Source organism: Pseudomonas hunanensis (assembly GCF_013393325.1).
GTDB lineage: Bacteria > Pseudomonadota > Gammaproteobacteria > Pseudomonadales > Pseudomonadaceae > Aquipseudomonas > Aquipseudomonas putida_P.
Map to the genome: position 1 here is coordinate 49,489 of NZ_QJRC01000082.1, position 18,035 is coordinate 67,523.

The 18,035-nt window shown below is 61.8% G+C and carries 15 protein-coding genes; 6 read left to right on the plus strand and 9 right to left on the minus strand.

Translation table 11 applies throughout. From position 1 onward, the window contains the following. Positions 1-43 precede the first annotated feature (43 nt). The 5 genes from rbfA to DM807_RS10605 all read left to right on the plus strand — a co-directional run bounded on the left by rbfA (position 44) and on the right by DM807_RS10605 (position 4,751). Positions 44-442, plus strand: a complete 399-nt coding sequence (gene rbfA, locus DM807_RS10585; protein ID WP_012274243.1) for a 30S ribosome-binding factor RbfA — start codon at positions 44-46, stop codon at positions 440-442. 3 nt (positions 443-445) lie between these two features. Beyond that, positions 446-1,363: a tRNA pseudouridine(55) synthase TruB gene (gene truB / locus DM807_RS10590; RefSeq protein WP_012274242.1), complete on the plus strand. Its 918-nt coding sequence runs from the start codon at positions 446-448 to the stop codon at positions 1,361-1,363. Between the two features lie 147 nt (positions 1,364-1,510). Beyond that, positions 1,511-1,780 (plus strand): 30S ribosomal protein S15, encoded by a 270-nt coding sequence (rpsO, locus tag DM807_RS10595; RefSeq protein ID WP_012274241.1) that lies wholly within the window; start codon positions 1,511-1,513, stop codon positions 1,778-1,780. A gap of 250 nt (positions 1,781-2,030) precedes the next feature. After that, positions 2,031-4,136, plus strand: a complete 2,106-nt coding sequence (pnp, locus tag DM807_RS10600; protein ID WP_012274239.1) for a polyribonucleotide nucleotidyltransferase — start codon at positions 2,031-2,033, stop codon at positions 4,134-4,136. Positions 4,137-4,400: 264 nt separating this feature from the next. After that, positions 4,401-4,751, plus strand: a complete 351-nt coding sequence (locus DM807_RS10605) for a BON domain-containing protein (RefSeq protein WP_012274238.1) — start codon at positions 4,401-4,403, stop codon at positions 4,749-4,751. 77 nt (positions 4,752-4,828) lie between these two features. Here the strand turns inward: DM807_RS10605 and DM807_RS10610 are convergent, their stop codons facing one another. Continuing rightward, the gene (locus tag DM807_RS10610) at positions 4,829-5,131 is read right to left on the minus strand and encodes a heme-binding protein (protein ID WP_041166592.1); all 303 of its coding nucleotides are present in this window, start codon (positions 5,129-5,131) and stop codon (positions 4,829-4,831) included. 60 nt (positions 5,132-5,191) lie between these two features. On the opposite strand from DM807_RS10610, the gene DM807_RS10615 reads away from it, so the two are divergent. Then, positions 5,192-5,611, plus strand: a complete 420-nt coding sequence (locus DM807_RS10615) for a VOC family protein (protein ID WP_012274236.1) — start codon at positions 5,192-5,194, stop codon at positions 5,609-5,611. Between the two features lie 67 nt (positions 5,612-5,678). On the opposite strand, the gene DM807_RS10620 is transcribed toward DM807_RS10615, so the two are convergent. The 8 genes from DM807_RS10620 to DM807_RS10655 all read right to left on the minus strand — a co-directional run bounded on the left by DM807_RS10620 (position 5,679) and on the right by DM807_RS10655 (position 17,305). Beyond that, a complete protein-coding gene (locus DM807_RS10620; protein ID WP_179027362.1) occupies positions 5,679-8,615 on the minus strand; it encodes a DUF748 domain-containing protein in 2,937 nt (978 codons plus the stop codon). Between the two features lie 78 nt (positions 8,616-8,693). Next, the gene (locus DM807_RS10625; protein WP_012274234.1) at positions 8,694-9,563 is read right to left on the minus strand and encodes an oxygenase MpaB family protein; all 870 of its coding nucleotides are present in this window, start codon (positions 9,561-9,563) and stop codon (positions 8,694-8,696) included. Between the two features lie 42 nt (positions 9,564-9,605). Beyond that, positions 9,606-11,540, minus strand: coding sequence for an acetate--CoA ligase (gene acs, locus DM807_RS10630; RefSeq protein WP_071984689.1), 1,935 nt, complete (start codon positions 11,538-11,540; stop codon positions 9,606-9,608). Positions 11,541-11,675: 135 nt separating this feature from the next. Beyond that, positions 11,676-13,340, minus strand: coding sequence for a glucose-6-phosphate isomerase (gene pgi / locus DM807_RS10635; protein ID WP_012274232.1), 1,665 nt, complete (start codon positions 13,338-13,340; stop codon positions 11,676-11,678). 177 nt (positions 13,341-13,517) lie between these two features. Further along, a complete protein-coding gene (gene panC, locus DM807_RS10640; RefSeq protein ID WP_012274231.1) occupies positions 13,518-14,381 on the minus strand; it encodes a pantoate--beta-alanine ligase in 864 nt (287 codons plus the stop codon). Beyond that, positions 14,378-15,178: a 3-methyl-2-oxobutanoate hydroxymethyltransferase gene (gene panB / locus DM807_RS10645; RefSeq protein WP_012274230.1), complete on the minus strand. Its 801-nt coding sequence runs from the start codon at positions 15,176-15,178 to the stop codon at positions 14,378-14,380. The genes panC and panB overlap by 4 nt, the downstream gene beginning before the upstream one ends. A 262-nt stretch (positions 15,179-15,440) precedes the next feature. After that, positions 15,441-15,920, minus strand: coding sequence for a 2-amino-4-hydroxy-6-hydroxymethyldihydropteridine diphosphokinase (gene folK, locus DM807_RS10650; protein ID WP_179027363.1), 480 nt, complete (start codon positions 15,918-15,920; stop codon positions 15,441-15,443). Next, complete coding sequence (locus DM807_RS10655) at positions 15,917-17,305, minus strand: polynucleotide adenylyltransferase PcnB (protein ID WP_012274228.1); 1,389 nt, start codon at positions 17,303-17,305, stop codon at positions 15,917-15,919. The genes folK and DM807_RS10655 overlap by 4 nt, the downstream gene beginning before the upstream one ends. Positions 17,306-18,035 lie beyond the last annotated feature (730 nt).

Below are 18,035 nucleotides of genomic sequence, written 5' to 3' on the forward strand. Positions count from 1 at the left end.
CGTCTGTCCGGGCGTTTGCCGCTTTAAGTTACAGGTAGCAAGAATGGCCAAAGAATATAGCCGTACCCAACGTATTGGCGATCAGATGCAGCGCGAGCTGGCCGAACTGATCCGTCGCGAAGTCAAGGACCCACGCGTCGGTCTGGTGACCATCACCGCCGTGGACGTCAGCCGTGACCTGGGCCATGCCAAGGTGTTCATCACCGTCATGGGCGAGGAAACCCCGGACGCCGTGCAGCAGTCGCTCAAGGCATTGAACAGCGCTGCCAGCTTCCTGCGTCTGCACCTGGGGCGTTCGATGCAACTGCGCAGCGTGCCGCAGCTGCACTTCCACTTCGATGAAAGTGTCAGCCGTGGTGTGCACCTGTCGGCGCTGATCGAGCGTGCAGTGGCCGAAGACCGCCTGCACAAGGATGCCGACGAGTCGGGCACCAAGGAGTAAGTGGTGGCCCAGGTCAAACGTATCCGCCGCAATGTCAGCGGCATCATCCTGCTCGACAAGCCGCTGGGCTTCACGTCCAACGCCGCCCTGCAAAAGGTGCGCTGGCTGCTCAATGCGGAAAAGGCCGGCCACACCGGTAGCCTCGATCCGTTGGCAACCGGCGTGCTGCCGCTGTGCTTCGGCGAGGCGACCAAGTTTTCGCAGTACTTGCTCGATTCCGACAAGGGCTACGAAACCGTCATGCAGATGGGGCAGACTACCAACACCGGCGATGCCGAGGGCGAGGTACTGCAGACTCGCGACGTGACCGTTGGTCGCGCCGATATCGAGGCGCTGCTGCCACGTTTTCGTGGCCCCATCAGCCAGATACCGCCCATGTACTCGGCGCTCAAGCGTGATGGCCAGCCGCTGTACAAACTGGCGCGTGCAGGAGAGGTAGTGGAGCGCGAGGCGCGTTCTGTTACTATTAACCGCTTGGAGTTGCTCGAGTGCGAAGGCACCCGTGCACGGTTGAGCGTAGGATGCAGCAAAGGCACCTATATCCGCACCCTGGTGGAGGATATCGGTGAAGCCCTAGGCTGCGGCGCTTATGTCGCCGAGCTGCGCAGGACCCAGGCCGGGCCCTTCGCGCTGGCACAGACGGTTACCCTCGAGGAACTCGAACAGGCCCATGCCGACGGTGGCAACGAAGCGCTCGACCGCTTCCTGATGCCATCTGACAGCGGGCTGCAGGACTGGCCGATGGTCAGCCTGTCGGAACACAGTGCGTTCTACTGGCTGCATGGGCAGGCGGTACGCGCGCCGGACGCGCCACAATTTGGCATGGTCCGGGTACAGGATCATAATGCGCGCTTCATCGGTATCGGTGAAGTGAGCGAAGACGGGCGCATTGCGCCGCGTCGGCTGATTCGGTCGGAATGACCGAAACCGCGGGGCCAGGCTGTTGCCGGGTCTCACGGAATCAAGGGTGGCTGTCAGTAGGCACGGTCACACCTTTTTTATTAATACAGGGATTTGTCCCTGGCCTATTGGACCCCGCATGCGGGATCCGTTATCAGGAGAAGCCAAATGGCCCTCAGCGTTGAAGAAAAAGCTCAAATCGTTACCGACTTCCAGCAAGCCGCTGGCGACACTGGTAGCCCAGAAGTTCAGGTTGCTCTGCTGACCGCGAACATCAACAAGCTGCAAGGCCACTTCAAGGCCAACGGTAAAGACCACCACTCGCGTCGTGGCCTGATCCGTATGGTAAACCAGCGTCGTAAGCTGCTGGACTACCTGAAGGGCAAAGACACCACTCGTTACAGCGCCCTGATCGGTCGCCTGGGCCTGCGTCGCTAATAGCGGCCTGGTCAGTGGTGTGCATGGCGTGTCTCATGCATTGGCAACGCTGCCTGGCAGCGTTGTCTATGAGCATGTCATGCGTATCTCCGAGGTTGGCAGCCTGGTGAAGTTGAGCGGTTTTCCGCTCTTCAGCCAGGCTCCCAACCTCGTGTTGTATCTGGACGGTCAATGGGGCCGATTCCCCGTTCTGCCCAAGAATTCGCAAGAAACCAGTTCCCCCAAGAGCCACTGAAAAAGGTAGGAAACCGTGAACCCGGTAATCAAGACTTTCCAGTTCGGTCAATCGACCGTTACTCTCGAAACGGGCCGTATCGCCCGTCAGGCAACCGGCGCCGTGCTGGTTACCGTCGACAACGACGTCACCGTGCTGGTGACTGTGGTAGGCGCCAAACAGGCTGATCCAGGCAAGGGCTTCTTCCCCCTGTCGGTTCACTACCAGGAAAAGACCTACGCCGCCGGCAAGATCCCGGGTGGCTTCTTCAAGCGTGAAGGCCGTCCTTCCGAGAAAGAGACGCTGACCTCGCGCCTGATCGACCGTCCGATCCGTCCGCTGTTCCCGGAAGGCTTCATGAACGAAGTGCAGGTTGTCTGCACCGTGGTTTCCACCAGCAAGAAGACCGACCCGGACATCGCTGCGATGATCGGTACCTCGGCTGCCCTGGCCATTTCCGGCATCCCGTTCGAAGGCCCGATCGGCGCCGCTCGCGTTGCTTTCCACGAAAGCACCGGCTACCTGCTGAACCCGACCTACGAGCAACTGGCTGCCTCGAGCCTGGACATGGTCGTTGCCGGTACCGCCGACGCCGTACTGATGGTTGAATCGGAAGCTCAAGAGCTGACCGAAGACCAGATGCTGGGCGCTGTACTGTTCGCCCACGACGAATTCCAGGCTGTGATCCAGGCTGTCAAAGAGCTGGCCGCCGAAGCTGCCAAGCCGACCTGGGACTGGAAACCTGCAGTTGCCAACACGGAGCTGTTCAACGCTATCCGCGCCGAGTTCGGCGAAGCGGTTTCGCAGGGCTACACCATCACCGTCAAGGCCGACCGCTATGCGCGTCTGGGCGAGCTGCGCGATCAGGCGATCGCCAAGTTCTCCGGTGAAGAAGGCCAGCCTTCGGCTTCCGAAGTGAAAGAAATCTTCGGCGAAATCGAATACCGCACCGTTCGCGAAAACATCGTAAACGGCAAGCCACGTATCGACGGTCGCGACACCAAGACCGTTCGCCCGCTGAACATCGAAGTCGGCGTGCTGCCGAAGACTCACGGTTCGGCGCTGTTCACCCGTGGCGAAACCCAGGCCCTGGTCGTTGCGACCCTGGGTACTGCCCGTGACGCCCAGCTGCTGGATACCCTCGAAGGCGAGAAGAAAGACCCCTTCATGCTGCACTACAACTTCCCGCCGTTCTCGGTAGGTGAGTGTGGCCGTATGGGCGGTGCTGGCCGTCGCGAAATCGGCCACGGCCGTCTGGCCCGTCGTTCGGTTCAGGCCATGCTGCCTGCCGCTGACGTGTTCCCGTACACCATTCGCGTGGTTTCGGAAATCACCGAATCCAACGGCTCCAGCTCCATGGCTTCGGTCTGTGGTGCTTCCCTGGCGCTGATGGACGCTGGTGTGCCGATGAAGGCACCGGTTGCCGGTATCGCCATGGGCCTGGTCAAGGAAGGCGAGAAGTTCGCGGTCCTGACCGACATCCTGGGTGACGAAGACCACCTGGGCGACATGGACTTCAAGGTAGCCGGTACCGCCAAGGGCGTGACCGCGCTGCAGATGGACATCAAGATCAACGGCATCACTGAAGAGATCATGGAAATCGCCCTGGGCCAAGCCCTGGAAGCGCGCCTGAACATCCTCGGTCAGATGAACCAGATCATTGGCCAGTCGCGTACCGAACTGTCGGCCAACGCCCCGACCATGATCGCGATGAAGATCGATACCGACAAGATTCGTGACGTTATCGGCAAAGGCGGCGCCACCATTCGCGCCATCTGCGAAGAGACCAAGGCCTCGATCGACATCGAAGACGACGGCTCGATCAAGATCTTCGGCGAAACCAAGGAAGCGGCAGAGGCTGCCAAGCAGCGCATCCTGGGCATCACCGCAGAGGCCGAGATCGGCAAGATCTACGTCGGCAAGGTTGAGCGCATCGTCGACTTCGGCGCCTTCGTCAACATCCTGCCTGGCAAGGACGGCCTGGTGCACATCTCCATGCTGAGCGATGCTCGCGTCGAGAAAGTCACCGACATCCTCAAAGAAGGCCAGGAAGTCGAAGTGCTGGTACTGGACGTGGACAACCGCGGCCGTATCAAGCTGTCGATCAAGGACGTAGCCGCGGCCAAGGCCTCGGGCGTTTAAGCGACGGTTGCACGCAACACGGAAAGGGCCCTTCGGGGCCCTTTTTTCATGCGCGACGGGAACCTTTAGCGGACTTGCATCTTGCATGCAGGTTTCCCACGCTGATTGCAAAATGCACGAACGCTCAAGTGATGGCGTTTAGCTAAGTCATTGATTTATAAAGGTTCAAGCGAAGCGGTAAAGCTGGCACAGCACATGCAACTACCCTCATACCTGACGCCAGGACATACGGCGCAGACCTTTCGAAAAACAGGAGTGACCCACATGAAGAAGTTCGCCATTGCTGCCGCTACTGCTACCGCTCTGACCCTGACCATGGCTAACGCGGCATTCGCCCAGCAATCCACCCAGGCGCCGATGACACTGGCGGCTGGTGAGGTGACCAAAGCCAAGGAAGCTACCTCCGACACCTGGATCACCACCAAGGTGAAGGCTGACCTGATGACCGAGAAAGGTGTGCCTGGCAGCGACATCAAAGTCGAAACCAACAAGGGTGTCGTGTCGCTGTCGTCCGATGTGGCGGTGACCGATGCACAGAAAGAGATGGCTGTTGCCATCGCCAAGAAGATCAAAGGTGTGCAGGCCGTTTCGGCTGATGGCCTGAAATCCGAATAAGGAATGTCCCGTCGGCCAAACGGATTTGGCCACTTATGCACAAAGCCCCGGCCTGAGCCGGGGCTTTTTCATCTCAGCTAGTACATCGGGTTGCGCGTGATCACATCGCTTTCGAAGCATTCCTGTTCGGCGATCAGGGGCTCGACCAATGGGCGGCTATCGCGGAAATGTGCGGTCTGGGTGTGCGCGTCATACGCCGCATCATCGCGATAGATTTCGTAGAGGTAGATCACGTCTGGGTCGAACCGGTCCTGCGACACATCGAACACCAGGCAGCCTGGCTCGCTGGCGACGGAAGCTGCGGCATTGACTTTGATCGCGGTCAGGAAAGCTTCGGCGCAGCCGGGCTTCACTCGGGTCTTGATAAACAAGCTATACACAAAGCGCTCCTTTTGTTTTAAATTCTGTTTTGAATTGTATACAAAAATGGAGCCCCGCCAATGTCCGAATTGCCTGCACGCCCTGGCCGCCTGAATGGCCTGCGCCACATCGCCTTGCTGGTACCCAACCTTGAAGAGTGTGAGCGTTTCTACGTCGATGTGCTGGGCATGGAAGTGCTGAACCGCGCCAACGAGGACCTGGTGTACCTCACCTGCGGTAACGACAACTTGTCGCTGGGGCGGGGGGCAGGGGCGGCCAATGGGTTGCAGACCCTGGATCACTACGGGTTCATCGTGGACAGCGTGGAGGAGTTGGAGGCCTGGTACCAGTACTTCAAGGCCCATGGCGTGACCTTGTTGGACCGGCCTTTCAACCATGGTGATGGGGCGCGCAGCTTCCACCTGCTGGACCCGGCGGGGAACAAGGTGCAGCCGCTGTATCACCCGGCGGTGTCGGGGCAGCGGTTAGTGAGTGCCTGAATTGATATCACCTGATCGGGCCCCTTCGCGGGTAAACCCGCGAAGAGGCCGGGCCTGCCTTAAGCGATTATTCGGCATCCAGATGCATCGGCGTCACCACCCGGCCATCGCTTTCAGGCTGCCCCAGGCTGGTATCGATGAAGTACACTCGGTCATCTTCCAGCTTGCCCTTGTCCACCAGGTAATCCTTGATACTGCTGGCCCGCTCCTGGCCCAAGGTACGGAGCAGTGCGGTGCTCTCTGCCCAGGACTTGATCACGGCCTCACGTAGCTTGGCGGTGCGCTCGTCGCGGCCCAGTTGCTCCCATTCGGCAGGCGGCTGCTGTTTAAGGCGAGTGCGATAGATGCCCTCAAGCATTGCCGGCTTGTCGCTGTCGTCGACCACCAGCATCGAGGCATTGGCCGGTACTTTGTCGCCACGGCGCTGCAGGATCTTGTACCAGGTAGCCTGGTACTCACGCTCCAGGCGTTGCTGGGCGATCAGCGGGCCATCGCTGGCCTGGGCGCTGGTGCCTTCGATTTCCAGACGCAGTTCCGGGCGCTCCTTAAGTGCTGATGCCAGTTTGTCCAGGGACGACTGGGCATCGCCGCTGAGTTCGCTGGAACCCGGGGCGAACGCTACGTTGCCGAGGTCTTCCGCGCCCCCGCCGCTAATCAGCCCACCAATGAACTTGAACGGTGCCTGTGCCGCACGCAGCACCAGGTTACGCAGGGTTTGCCAAACAATCGGCATCACGCTGAACTGCGGGTTGTTGAGGTCGCCGGTGACCGGCAGTTCGATCGAGATCTTGCCCTCGGTATCCTTAAGCAGTGCCACTGCCAGGCGGATCGGCAGGTCGACCGCGTCCGGGCTGTCGACTTTTTCACCCAGTTGCAGCTGCTCCACCACGACCTTGTTCTCGGCCTTGAGCTGGCCGTTGGTGATCAGGTAGTGCAAGTCGAGGTTGAGCCGGCCTTTGCGGATGCGGAAGCCGGCAAATTTACCGGAGTAGGGCGTCAACGTGGTCAGCTCGACGCGCTTGAAGCTGGTGGCGATGTCCAGGCTGGCCAACGGGTTGAACGGGTTGAGAGCGCCCTTGATGGTAACCGGTGCGTAGCGGTCGACCTTGCCCTTGACGTCCACCTTGGCCGGCAGCGGCTTGCGGTTGTCGATGGTGCCGATCTGGCCATTGAGCTGCTGGATGGCCGTGGCGAAGTTGGGGGTGAGCGACAGGTCGGCGAAGTTGGCCGAGCCGTCGTTGATGTCGATCTGGCCGATGTGAATGCCCAGTGGCTTGCCGCTGCTGGCCGAGGCCTGCTTTGACGTGTTGCTCGCCGGGGCGCCGGCCGGCTGTGGGATCAGCAGGTCATTGACGTTGGTGGTGCGGTCTTCGTTGATGATGAAACGCGCATAGGGCTGCAGCAGGGTTACCTTGTCGATCGACAGTGCATCGCCGTGCACGTAGGACAAGCCGTCGACGTTCACTTGCTGCCATTTGACGAAGTCGCGGCTTTTGATGGTGTCGAGGGTGTGCAACTGGCTGACTTGCGCCTTGCCGGTGACATTGAACGCCAGCGGCGCGGTGTTCTTCAGGTCTACCTTGAGGTCGCTGGAAAGCATGCCGCTGCGCAGCTCCAGCAGGATGAACGGGCTGATGTAGGCTTGGGCCACGCGCAGGTCGATGTCACGGGTGCTCACATCCAGCTTGGCCCAAATTGGCGCCAGGTTGACCTGGCCAGCCGCTTGCAGCTTGCCTTGCTTGCCCACGCCGGTGTCGAGCTTGAGGGTGAAGGGCGACTGGTTGAGGCTGTCGAAACCTTGCAGGTCGGCGTTGAGCGGGCCAATGTCCAAGGCTACCGGTTCTTTCTGGCTGCGGTCCGCCAGGTGCACCAGGTAGTTGCGCAGTTGCACATCCTTGAGCAGCACTTGCCAGGGCTTGCTGGGCGCCTTGGCGGCTTTCTCTTCAGGCGTAGGCTCGGCGGCGGCAGGTTCGGCCTTTTCCTTCGGCGTGGCCTTGGCCGGTTGGCTGGCGAACAGCTTCTGCCAGTCGAGTTGGCCGTCCTTTTCCAGTGCGGCCCAGGTTTCCAGTTTTTCGCTGCGGATCTTGCCCACGGTGACCAGTTGCTTGACCAGATCGACAGAGGTTTCGCTCACCTCCAGGCTGGCCAGGCGTGCCAACGGGCGGCCATCCGGCGCCTTGATGGCGAACGGCGCGATGCGCACGGAGGCGTTGTCCAGTTGCAACTCGGTCTGCTGGGCGAGGTTGAGCTTGTAGTGGGTGTCGAGGCTGATCACGCCGTCTTCCAGCACCAGCGGCACGGCGTCACGGACATAGGGCCAGAACGCCTTCATCTTGCCTTCGGTGACCTTCAGCGTGCCTTCGGAGGCGATCGGCGCCAGGCTGAGGGTGCCTTTCCAGTCGATACGCCCGCCGTTGGGGCCAAGGGCCACCAGGGACATGTCGGCATTGTCGTTGGGCAGGGTGCTGAGGTTTTTCAGCTCCAGGTTCATGTTGTCGTAGAGGAATTCGATCGGCTCGCTAGGGCGCTGGTCCTCGAAGTGCAGGTAGCCGTCGACCAGCTTGATGCTGCCAATACGCAACGGGAACGGGTCGCTGGGCGGCTCGTCAGGTTTGGCCTCACTGGCGGGCAGCTTGAACAACCCGGTCAGGTTGAGGGCCCCATCCTTGGCGAACAGGACTTCGTTGCGTGGTTTGTCGAGTTCGATCGCTTCCAGGTGCAGGGCTTTGGTCCACAGGCTGTCGAGCGAGAGGTTGGCGTACAACCGCTCGAACGCGACTTGCTCTTTGCCCGGCTCGCCGATCTGCAGGCCCCACAGCGTCAGCTCGAGGCTGAAGGGGTTGAGTTCGATCCGCTCGAGGTGGGCCGGCACGGTCGCGTACTGGGCCAACTGCTGGTTGGCGATGCGCAGCGCGACACCGGGGAGAATAAGGAAGCCGAGCAGGCTATAGAGGGCTACCAGGGCCACGATTGCGCCAGCGGCGCGAGTCAATCCTTTGTACATGTGTCGCTTCGTCTGTCTAAGCAGGAGTGCTTGGAGTATGGCACGTTAAATCAGTTCCGCAGGGGCGACCATTTGACCTCACTCAATGCCCATGCGCCGTTTGGCCCGGTGCGCCGAGCCGTCGCGCATTGCCCAGCGCAGTACTGGCGCTGTGCGCCTGAGGCCCAGGCGAATCAGGCGCTGCTGCAAAGGCCCATGTTGCAGGCCGAGCATGGCCTGTGCCCAGCCCGGTAGCAGGTCGATACCGGCGTGCAGCATCAGCTTGCCCACCGGCTGTGCCAGGCGGCTGGGGGCAGGGGCATCGAGCAGGATTCGTATCACTTCATGGCTGCGCGCATCGCAGTGCAGCTGGGGGTGCATGCGTTGCAGATAGTCTTCCACCTGTTGGCACGAACGCGGCACGTCACGGGCGCCAAGGCGCTCGGCGATCAGGGCGATTTCGTTGTAATAGGCATCCTGCTCGGTGCGCGGCAGCTGCGGGTTGCGGTAACGCAGATGAGCGGCGAGGAAACTGCTGACCTCCGCCACATGCACCCAGGTCAGCAGGTCCGGGTCGCTGGCCGCATAGGGGCGGCCGTCCGGCGCGGTGCCGGTAACTTGCAGGTGAATGGTGCGCACTTTGTCGATCAGCCATTCGGCGTCGCCCGTGGCGCCGAACGTGGTGCCGGAAATGAACTGGCTGGTGCGGCGCAGGCGGCCGAGCAGGTCTTCGCGGAAATTGGAGTGGTCCCACACGCCGGCCAGGGCCAACGGATGCAACAGCTGCAGCATCAGGGCGCTGATGCCGCCGACCAGCATGCTCGGGAAGTCGCCATGCACCCGCCAGCTGATGCTGTGCGGGCCGAACAGGCCAGGGTCGCCCTTGGGCGATTCCAGGTCGAGCTGGCCGAGGGCCAGCCCGGTGAGGCTCATGACCTGGGTTTCGATACGGCGACGAAGGGCTTCCATGGCGACCTGCGGTGCGGGGCGGCCATGAACAGCGGCCGCCGGTTACTGGTTAAGGCGTTTGTCGATCAGGCCCTGTACCACGCTGGGGTCGGCAAGGGTCGAGGTATCGCCCAGGTTGTCCAGCTCGTTGCAGGCGATTTTGCGCAGTATACGCCGCATGATCTTGCCTGAGCGCGTCTTGGGTAGCGCCGGCGCCCACTGAATCAGCTCGGGTTTGGCGAAACTGCCGATTTCCTTGCTGACCAGTGCCAGCAGCTCGGCCTTTAGCGTGTCGTCTGGCGTCACGCCATTCATGGTCGTGACGAAGGCGTAGACGCCCTGGCCCTTGAGGTCGTGGGGGTAACCGACCACGGCTGCCTCGGCGACGCTGTCATGCAGCACCAGTGCGCTTTCTACTTCGGCGGTGCCTATGCGGTGCCCGGACACGTTGATCACATCGTCGATGCGCCCGGTGATCCAGTAGTCGCCATCGGCGTCGCGGCGGGCACCGTCGCCGGTGAAGTAGTAGCCGGGCATGGGTTTGAAGTAGGTGTCGACCATGCGCTGATGGTCGCCATAGACGCTACGGATCTGCCCGGGCCAGCTGGCCTTGATGACCAGAAGGCCAGCGCCGGGGCCTTCGATCAGTTTGCCTTTTTCGTCCAGTAGCGCCGGTTGCACGCCAAACATGGGCTGTGTGGCGCAACCGGGTTTGAGTGCCTGCGAGCCGGGCAGCGGGGTGAGCATGATGCCGCCGGTTTCGGTCTGCCACCAGGTATCGACAATGGGGCAGCGCTTCTGCCCGACCGCCTCGAAATACCACTCCCAGGCTTCAGGGTTGATTGGCTCGCCGACGCTGCCCAACAAGCGCAGGCTCTTGCGCGAGGTGCCCTGCAGCGGCGCGGAGCCCTCGCGCATCAATGCGCGCAGGGCGGTCGGGGCGGTGTAGAAAATGTTTACCTGGTGCTTGTCCACCACCTGCCAGAAGCGTGAAGTGTCCGGGTAGTTGGGTACGCCTTCGAACATCAGCGAGATGGCGCCATTGGCCAGCGGGCCATAGACGATGTAGCTGTGGCCGGTAACCCAGCCGACATCGGCGGTGCACCAGAAAACCTCGCCGTCACGGTAGTCGAACACTACCTTGAAGGTCATTGTCGCTTGCAGCAGGTAGCCGCCGGTGGTGTGCAGCACGCCTTTTGGTTTGCCGGTGCTGCCGGAGGTATAGAGGATGAACAGCGGGTCTTCGGCCGCCATCGGCTCGGGGGGGCAGTCGTCGCCGGCCTTTTCCGTTACTTCGTGGTACCAGAGGTCGCGGCCTTCGGCCCAGGCGACATCGCCGCCGGTGCGGCGCACCACCAACACGCTGCTGACCGCTGGGCAGCTGGCCAGGGCCTTGTCGACGTTCTGTTTCAGCGGGACACGCTTGCCGCCACGCACGCCCTCATCGGCGGTGATCACGGTGCGGCAGTCGGCGTCGAGGATGCGGTCGCGCAGGGCGTCGGGGGAAAAACCGCCGAACACTACCGAATGTATGGCCCCGATGCGGGTGCAGGCGAGCATGGCGAAGGCGGCTTCGGGGATCATCGGCATGTAGATGCACACCCGGTCGCCTTTCTTGACCCCGCGCGCCTTCATTGCATTGGCCAGGCGGCAGACCTGGCGGTGCAGCTCGCGGTAAGTGATGGCCTTGGAGTCTTTTGGGTCGTCACCTTCCCACAGCAGGGCCGTCTGCTCGCCGCGCTGGGCTAGATGGCGGTCGATGCAGTTATAGCTGACGTTGAGCTGTGCACCGTCGAACCAGCGGGCCTTGCCGGTATTCAGGTCGCATTGCTGCACGCTCGACCAGGGCTTGATCCAGTCCAGGCGTTTGGCCTGCTCGGCCCAGAAGGTGTCAGGATCGTCGACCGACTGGCGGTACAGGCGATGGTATTCGTCGGGGGTGAGGGTGGCGGATTGGCTGACGGCCAGAGCCTGGGGATAGTTGCGGATATCGAACATGGCGGGTGGTCCTGCTCTTGTAAGGGGCGATGGACTGCAACGGCTATTCGATAGGACAGTGTAGCTGGGAGAGGTGTTCAACCTTGCAGGCCTCTTCGCGGGATTGCCCGCGAAGAGGTGCGTACAGGCTTTAGATCACCCGCGGTGGCGGCCGCGGAAGTAGTTGATCAGCCCTTGGGTGGAGCCATCTTCGGCGCTTTCTTCCAGGCTGCCGACCAAGCGCTGGTAAACGCCCTTGCCCAGCTCCTTGCCCAGCTCAACGCCCCACTGGTCGAAGGCATTGATACCCCAGATCACGCTCTGCACGAACACCTTGTGCTCGTACATCGCCACCAGAGCGCCCAGGCGGCGAGGGCTGATACGTTCGACCACCAGGGTGTTGCTCGGGCGATTACCCGGGATCACCTTGTGCGGTGCGAGCTTCTCGATATCCGCTTCGTTCAGGCCTTTGCCGCGCAGCTCGGCTTCAGCCTCCTCACGGGTTTTACCCAGCATCAGCGCCTGGCTTTGCGACAGGCAGTTGGCATACAGCCACTGGTGATGGTCGGCCACCGGGTTGAAGCTCACGACCGGCACGATGAAGTCGGCCGGAATCAGCTGGGTGCCCTGGTGCAGCAACTGGTGGTAGGCGTGCTGGCCGTTACAGCCCACGCCACCCCAGATAACCGGGCCGGTGTCGGTCTTCACCGGGGTGCCGTCCTGCAGCACACTCTTGCCGTTGGACTCCATGTCCAACTGCTGAAGGTGCTTGGTGATGTTGCGCAGGTAGTGGTCGTACGGCAGGATCGCGTGGCTGTTCGCGCCCCAGAAGTTGCCGTACCACACACCTAGCAAGGCCAGTAGCACCGGCATGTTCTTGTCGAAGGGGGCGGTCTGGAAGTGCTGGTCCATGGTGTAGGCACCGGACAGCAGTTCCTTGAAGTTGGCCGTGCCGATGGCCAGGGCGATCGGCAGGCCGATGGCCGACCACAGCGAGTAGCGCCCGCCTACCCAGTCCCACATCGGGAAGATGTTCTCTTCGCGGATGCCGAACGCCACAGCGGCGGCCTTGTTGCTGGAAACCGCGATGAAGTGGCGGTACAGCTCGGCTTCCGAGCCGCCCTGGGCCAGGTACCAGGTACGCGCGGCCATGGCGTTTTTCAGGGTCTCGAGGGTGTTGAACGACTTTGACGAGACGATGAACAGGGTGGTTTCGGCGCGCAGGTTGGCCGAGAGCTCGTGGAATTCACTGCCGTCGATATTGGCCAGGTAATGGCAGCGCACGCCGCGCTGGGCGTAGGGCAGCAGCGCTTCGGAGACCAGCTCGGGGCCGAGGAACGAGCCGCCGATACCGATATTGACCACGTCGGTGATCGGTTTTTCGCTGTAGCCGCGCCACAGGCCGTCGTGGATGCGCCCGACCAGTTCGGTGATCTGGTTGAGTACCTTGTGCACTTCCGGCATGACGTTCACGCCGTTGACACTGAGCTTGTCGCCTACGGGCCGTCGCAGGGCGGTGTGCAGCACCGGGCGGCCTTCGGAGGCATTGATGATTTCGCCGGCGAACATCGATTTGATGGCGTCCTGCAGGCCCACTTCGTTGGCCAGGTTCACCAGCAGGTCGCGGCTTTGTTCGGTGATCAGGTTTTTCGAGTAGTCGAGGAACAGGCCGCAGCAGCTCAGGGAGAACTGGTCGAAGCGTTGGGCATCGGCGGCGAAGGCTTCGCGCATGCTGAAGCCTTGCATGGCGTCGCGGTGTTGCTGAAGCGCCTGCCAGGCGGGCAGGGCCGTCACATCGTGGGGTGTACGGTAATACGCCATTGCGCGGGGTTCCCTTGGTGCGTGGTGAGGCCTTGGACACGGCAGTTATTGCCGGGTTCAGGCTGGCATCATTATAGGCAAAGGCCACTTGCAGGGAATGGGTATGGCGGGGGAATTTGGAGGGCGCCCGTGGGAGCGGGCTTGCCCGCGAATGGGCTGCAAAGCAGCCCAATGCCGTTACGCAGTCTTTTCTTCCAGATGCAGGTACAGGTTGTCGATCAACCGCGTGTTACCCAGGTACGCCGCCGCGATCACCACCAGGTCTCGATCGTCGATCAGTGCCGGGCGCAGGCTCACGGCATGGCGCACTTCCAGGTAATCCGGCCGGAAACCCGCAGCGCTCAGTTGCGCCTGGCCTTCTGCGACCAGCGCGGCAAAGTCGCGCTGGCCACGGCCGATGCCCGCTGCAATGTGCTGCAACGTGCGGTAAAGCGCTGGCGCGGCAGTACGCTGCTCAGGCGTGAGGTAGCCATTGCGCGACGACAGCGCCAGGCCATCGTCGGCACGCACGGTGGGTTCGCCGATGATCTGGATCGGCATGTTCAGGTCGCGCACCATGGCGCGGATCACCGCCAGCTGCTGGAAGTCCTTCTCGCCGAACACGGCAAGGTCTGGCTGAACCATGTTGAACAGTTTGCTGACTACCGTGGCCACGCCTTCGAAATGCCCTGGTCGGCTGGCGCCGCACAGGCCTTCGGAAAGTTGGGGCACGCTGACGCGGGTTTGCACGCTCATGCCGTCGGGGTACATCTCTTCCACGGCGGGCGCGAACAGCAGGTTGCAGCCGGCCTGCAGCAGGCGCTCCTGGTCGGCGGCCAAAGTGCGCGGGTACTTGTCGAGGTCTTCGTTGGCGCCGAACTGCAGCGGGTTGACGAAGATGCTGGCGACCACAAAATCGGCGCGCTGCGCGGCCTTGGTCACCAGCGCCGCGTGGCCGCTGTGCAGGTTGCCCATGGTCGGCACGAAGCCGATACGTTTGCCTTCACCGCGGGCGCGGGCTACTGCCGCGCGCAGTTCGCGGACGGTCTTGACTGTATTCATGCACTGAACCCGTGTTCGCTGCCTGGGAAGCTGACTTGCTTGACGGCCTCGACATAAGCGACGAGGGCGCTGTGGATATCTGGCTGGCCTTGCATGAAGTTTTTCACGAACTTCGGTACCCGGCCACTCAGCGACAAGCCGAGCATGTCGTGCAGCACCAGTACCTGGCCATCGGTGGCGCTGCCCGCGCCAATACCGATTACGGGAATGCCCACGGCGTTGGTGATTTCCGCCGCCAGTTCGCTGGGTACGCATTCGAGCAGCAGCATGGCCGCACCGGCCTGCTCCAGGGCAATCGCGTCGGCGCGCATCTGCCGGGCCTGGGCTTCCTGGCGGCCTTGCACTTTGTAGCCGCCCAGCACATTGACGGTTTGCGGGGTCAGGCCCATGTGCGCGCACACCGGCACGCCACGCTCGGCCAGCAGGCGGATGGTTTCGGCAAGCCAGGCTGCGCCTTCGATCTTGATCATGTGGGCACCGGCTTGCATCAGCGTGGCGCTGTTGGCAAAAGCCTGCTCCGGGGTAGCGTGCGCCATGAAAGGCAGGTCGGCGAGGATCAGCGCACCGTCGTTGCCGCGTTTGACGCAGGCGGTGTGGTAGGCCATGTCTGCCGTGGTTACCGGCAAGGTGCTGTCGTGGCCCTGCAGGACCATCCCCAGTGAGTCGCCCACCAGCAACACTTCAACGCCGGCCTGGCTGGCGGCCTTGGCGAAGGTCGCGTCGTAGCAAGTCAGCATGGTGATTTTTTCACCCTTGGCCTTGAGGCCATTGAGGGTGGTAAGGGTTACTTCAGGCATGTAGGAAATTCCTCGTTCAGGCGCTGTAAAAAACGACTGCATTCAACGCGTGTAGTCATCTTCCGGAGCGGCACATCATCGCGTGTGATGTTCGGGTACAGGTCCGTCCGGGCCTAAATACGGGTATGCGACACTTTGGTGCCACACGGGACGCCTATAGTCGTGAGCGAGGTAAGGGAAGTCAATCACCCTGTTACCGCATTGTTACGATCAGGGTGTTACTGGCGTTACCGCTGCTGGGCGGCAGGCTGGAACGCCCGGTTTACAGGCGTTCCAGGCCGACGAACGGGCAGCCGTCGAGCAGTTGTGCGAGCGCGCGGCCATCGGCCAGGCGGAAATCGCCCGGTACCAGTTCGGCCAGCGGGTATAGCACGAAGGGGCGGACATGCATGTGGTAATGCGGCACTTTCAGGCGTGGCTCGTCGAGTACCTGGTCGCCGAACAGCAGAATGTCCAGGTCCAGCGTGCGCGGGCCCCAGCGTTCCTTGCGCACGCGACCCTGGTCGTTCTCGATGGCCTGCAGGGCATCGAGCAGGGCCAATGGCGCCAAGGTTGTGTCCAGCGCGGCCACGGCGTTGGTATAGCGCGGCTGGCCAGGCAGCAGCGAGTCGCTGGTGTAGAGTGCCGAGGCCGCTACCAGGCGTGTGGCCTCGACTTGGTCGAGCGCCTGCAAAGCGCTACGCAACTGCTCGGCAGGTGCGTCCAGGTTGCTGCCCAGGCCTACATAGGCGCGAATGGTCACTCGAACGCCTCGTCGCCACCGCGTTTGCGTTTGCTGCCGCTGCGCTTGCGTTTGCGTGGGCCGGCGCCGGTGCCTTCGTCACGGTTGCCCAGCTCGCGGATCATTTCGCGGCGCTCGCTGTCGTTGGCATCCTGGTAATCGGTCCACCACTGGCCGAGGTCGTCGGTTTCTTCCCCAGCGCTTTCGCGCAACAGCAGGAAGTCGTAACCGGCGCGGAAGCGCGGGTTGTCCAGCAGCATGTCGGCGCGCTTGCCGCTGCGGCGTGGCAGGCGCTCCTGCATGTCCCAGATCTCGCGGATCGGCAGGGTAAAACGCTTGGGAATGGCGATGCGCGCGCATTGCTCGGCGATCAGGTCGTGAGCCGCACCGTTCATGGCCGGGATCGGCGGCACACCCTGGTTCTGCAGGTGCAGCACGCGGGCTGGCAGGGCTGGCCACAGCAGTGCAGCGAACAGGAAGGCCGGCGTCACCGGTTTGCCCTGCTTCACGCGCAGGTCGGTGTTGTTCAGCGCCTGGCTGATCAGCGTGTGGGTGTAGGTTGGGCGCTCGTCCAGGGCATGGGCGCTGGCAGGGAACAGCGGCTCGAACAACTCCAGGTCGACCAGCATTTCGAAGGCGATAGCACCTTGGCCGCTGAGGAACAGCTTGAGGCACTCTTCGAACAGGCGCGCGGGCGGAATCTCGCGCAGCATCGGGGCCAGGCCGCGGATCGGCTGGAAGGTGTGCTTTTCGATGCCAAAGTCGAGCTTGGCGGCAAAGCGCACCGCACGCAGCATGCGCACCGGGTCTTCCTGGTAACGGTGGGTCGGGTCGCCAATCAGCCGCAGCAGGCGATTGCGCACATCGTGCACACCGTTGGCGTAATCGAGAATGCGCTCGCTGACCGGGTCGTAGTACAGGGCGTTGATGGTGAAGTCGCGGCGTTGCGCGTCCTCTTCCAGGGTGCCGTACACGTTGTCTCGCAAGATGCGACCACTGGCGTTATGCGACGAACGGTGGGCGTCGCCCTGGTCGTCTTCCGAGTGGTGGGCGCGGAAGGTGGCGACTTCAATGATCTCACGGCCGAAATGCACGTGGACCAGCTTGAAGCGGCGACCAATGATGCGCGCGTTGCGGAACTCGGCACGAACCTGTTCGGGGGTGGCGCTGGTGGCGACGTCGAAGTCCTTCGGCGTGATGCCCAGCATCAGGTCGCGGACACAGCCACCGACCAGGTAAGCCTGGTAGCCGGCGCTTTGCAGGCGCTCCACGATGTTCACCGCATGGCGGCTGAACTGGTGGCGCTGCAGCGAGTGCTGGCTCTTGTTGATCACCTCAGGCGTGGTGCGCCTGTGGTGCGGGCCCGGTACGGGCGGGCGGAAAGACTGGAACAGCTTCTTCAGCATGGGATGCACTGTGTGAAGGAATGTTCGGCCAAGAATAGGAGAATGGCCGCATGATGGGCGGGGATTCTAGCATTTACTCGAGGAATGGTGTAGGCGGGTGGCAGGATGCCTGCCAGAAGGGTAGAAACGACAAGGGGAGCCTAAGCTCCCCAAGAAGTCGTTGCGTGCTCTTATTGTTTTTTTTGCTGGGCTTCTTGTTTTTGTTGAGCGCCCTGTCCACAAATCTCGAAGCTTGTGGACGACCCCTAAACCAGGGGTTAAGAGCAAACGGATTGCTTTGGCCGCTGATGTCACGTTGATCTGTCGATCCAACCAGTTCAGGCGCTGCTTTTTAGTGCAGTTTTTGTTGTTCTCTGCCTGGTCGTGGGGCAAGCCCCAAACACGCATCCTCTCCAAAAGAATCAGTTAGCTGCGCCTCCGCCGTCTTGTTTTTATTGTGCGTGAGCCGTTTCGTCTTGTTCTTATTGTAGGTTGCAGTGCTTGTTATTGTTTTTGTACTAAGCATATAGCAGGTGCCGTGCCAACTTTTTGAAACCTAGCAAAATCAAGGGGTTGAGGTGTTCTGGTGATTTTTGTGACGCCGAAAATGTCGAAATTTCGTTACCGTACGCCTCGGGAACTGTTACGGCGGAAAGGTTGGGTAACAGATTTTTGCGGGAACTGATGTGTTACCGGGGGGCTTTGAAGCCAGGTGTGCTCGCCATGGCCCGTTCAGGGCCTATGCGATCGA

Bases quoted from the DNA above. Each gene is read 5' to 3' on its own strand.
- DM807_RS10605 (WP_012274238.1), top strand. From the start codon at position 4,401: ATGAAGAAGTTCGCCATTGCTGCCGCTACTGCTACCGCTCTGACCCTG.
- DM807_RS10620 (WP_179027362.1), bottom strand. From the start codon at position 8,615: ATGTACAAAGGATTGACTCGCGCCGCTGGCGCAATCGTGGCCCTGGTA.
- pgi (WP_012274232.1), bottom strand. From the start codon at position 13,340: ATGGCGTATTACCGTACACCCCACGATGTGACGGCCCTGCCCGCCTGG.
- panC (WP_012274231.1), bottom strand. From the start codon at position 14,381: ATGAATACAGTCAAGACCGTCCGCGAACTGCGCGCGGCAGTAGCCCGC.
- acs (WP_071984689.1), bottom strand. From the start codon at position 11,540: ATGTTCGATATCCGCAACTATCCCCAGGCTCTGGCCGTCAGCCAATCC.
- DM807_RS10625 (WP_012274234.1), bottom strand. From the start codon at position 9,563: ATGGAAGCCCTTCGTCGCCGTATCGAAACCCAGGTCATGAGCCTCACC.
- DM807_RS10615 (WP_012274236.1), top strand. From the start codon at position 5,192: ATGTCCGAATTGCCTGCACGCCCTGGCCGCCTGAATGGCCTGCGCCAC.
- panB (WP_012274230.1), bottom strand. From the start codon at position 15,178: ATGCCTGAAGTAACCCTTACCACCCTCAATGGCCTCAAGGCCAAGGGT.
- rpsO (WP_012274241.1), top strand. From the start codon at position 1,511: ATGGCCCTCAGCGTTGAAGAAAAAGCTCAAATCGTTACCGACTTCCAG.
- rbfA (WP_012274243.1), top strand. From the start codon at position 44: ATGGCCAAAGAATATAGCCGTACCCAACGTATTGGCGATCAGATGCAG.
- DM807_RS10655 (WP_012274228.1), bottom strand. From the start codon at position 17,305: ATGCTGAAGAAGCTGTTCCAGTCTTTCCGCCCGCCCGTACCGGGCCCG.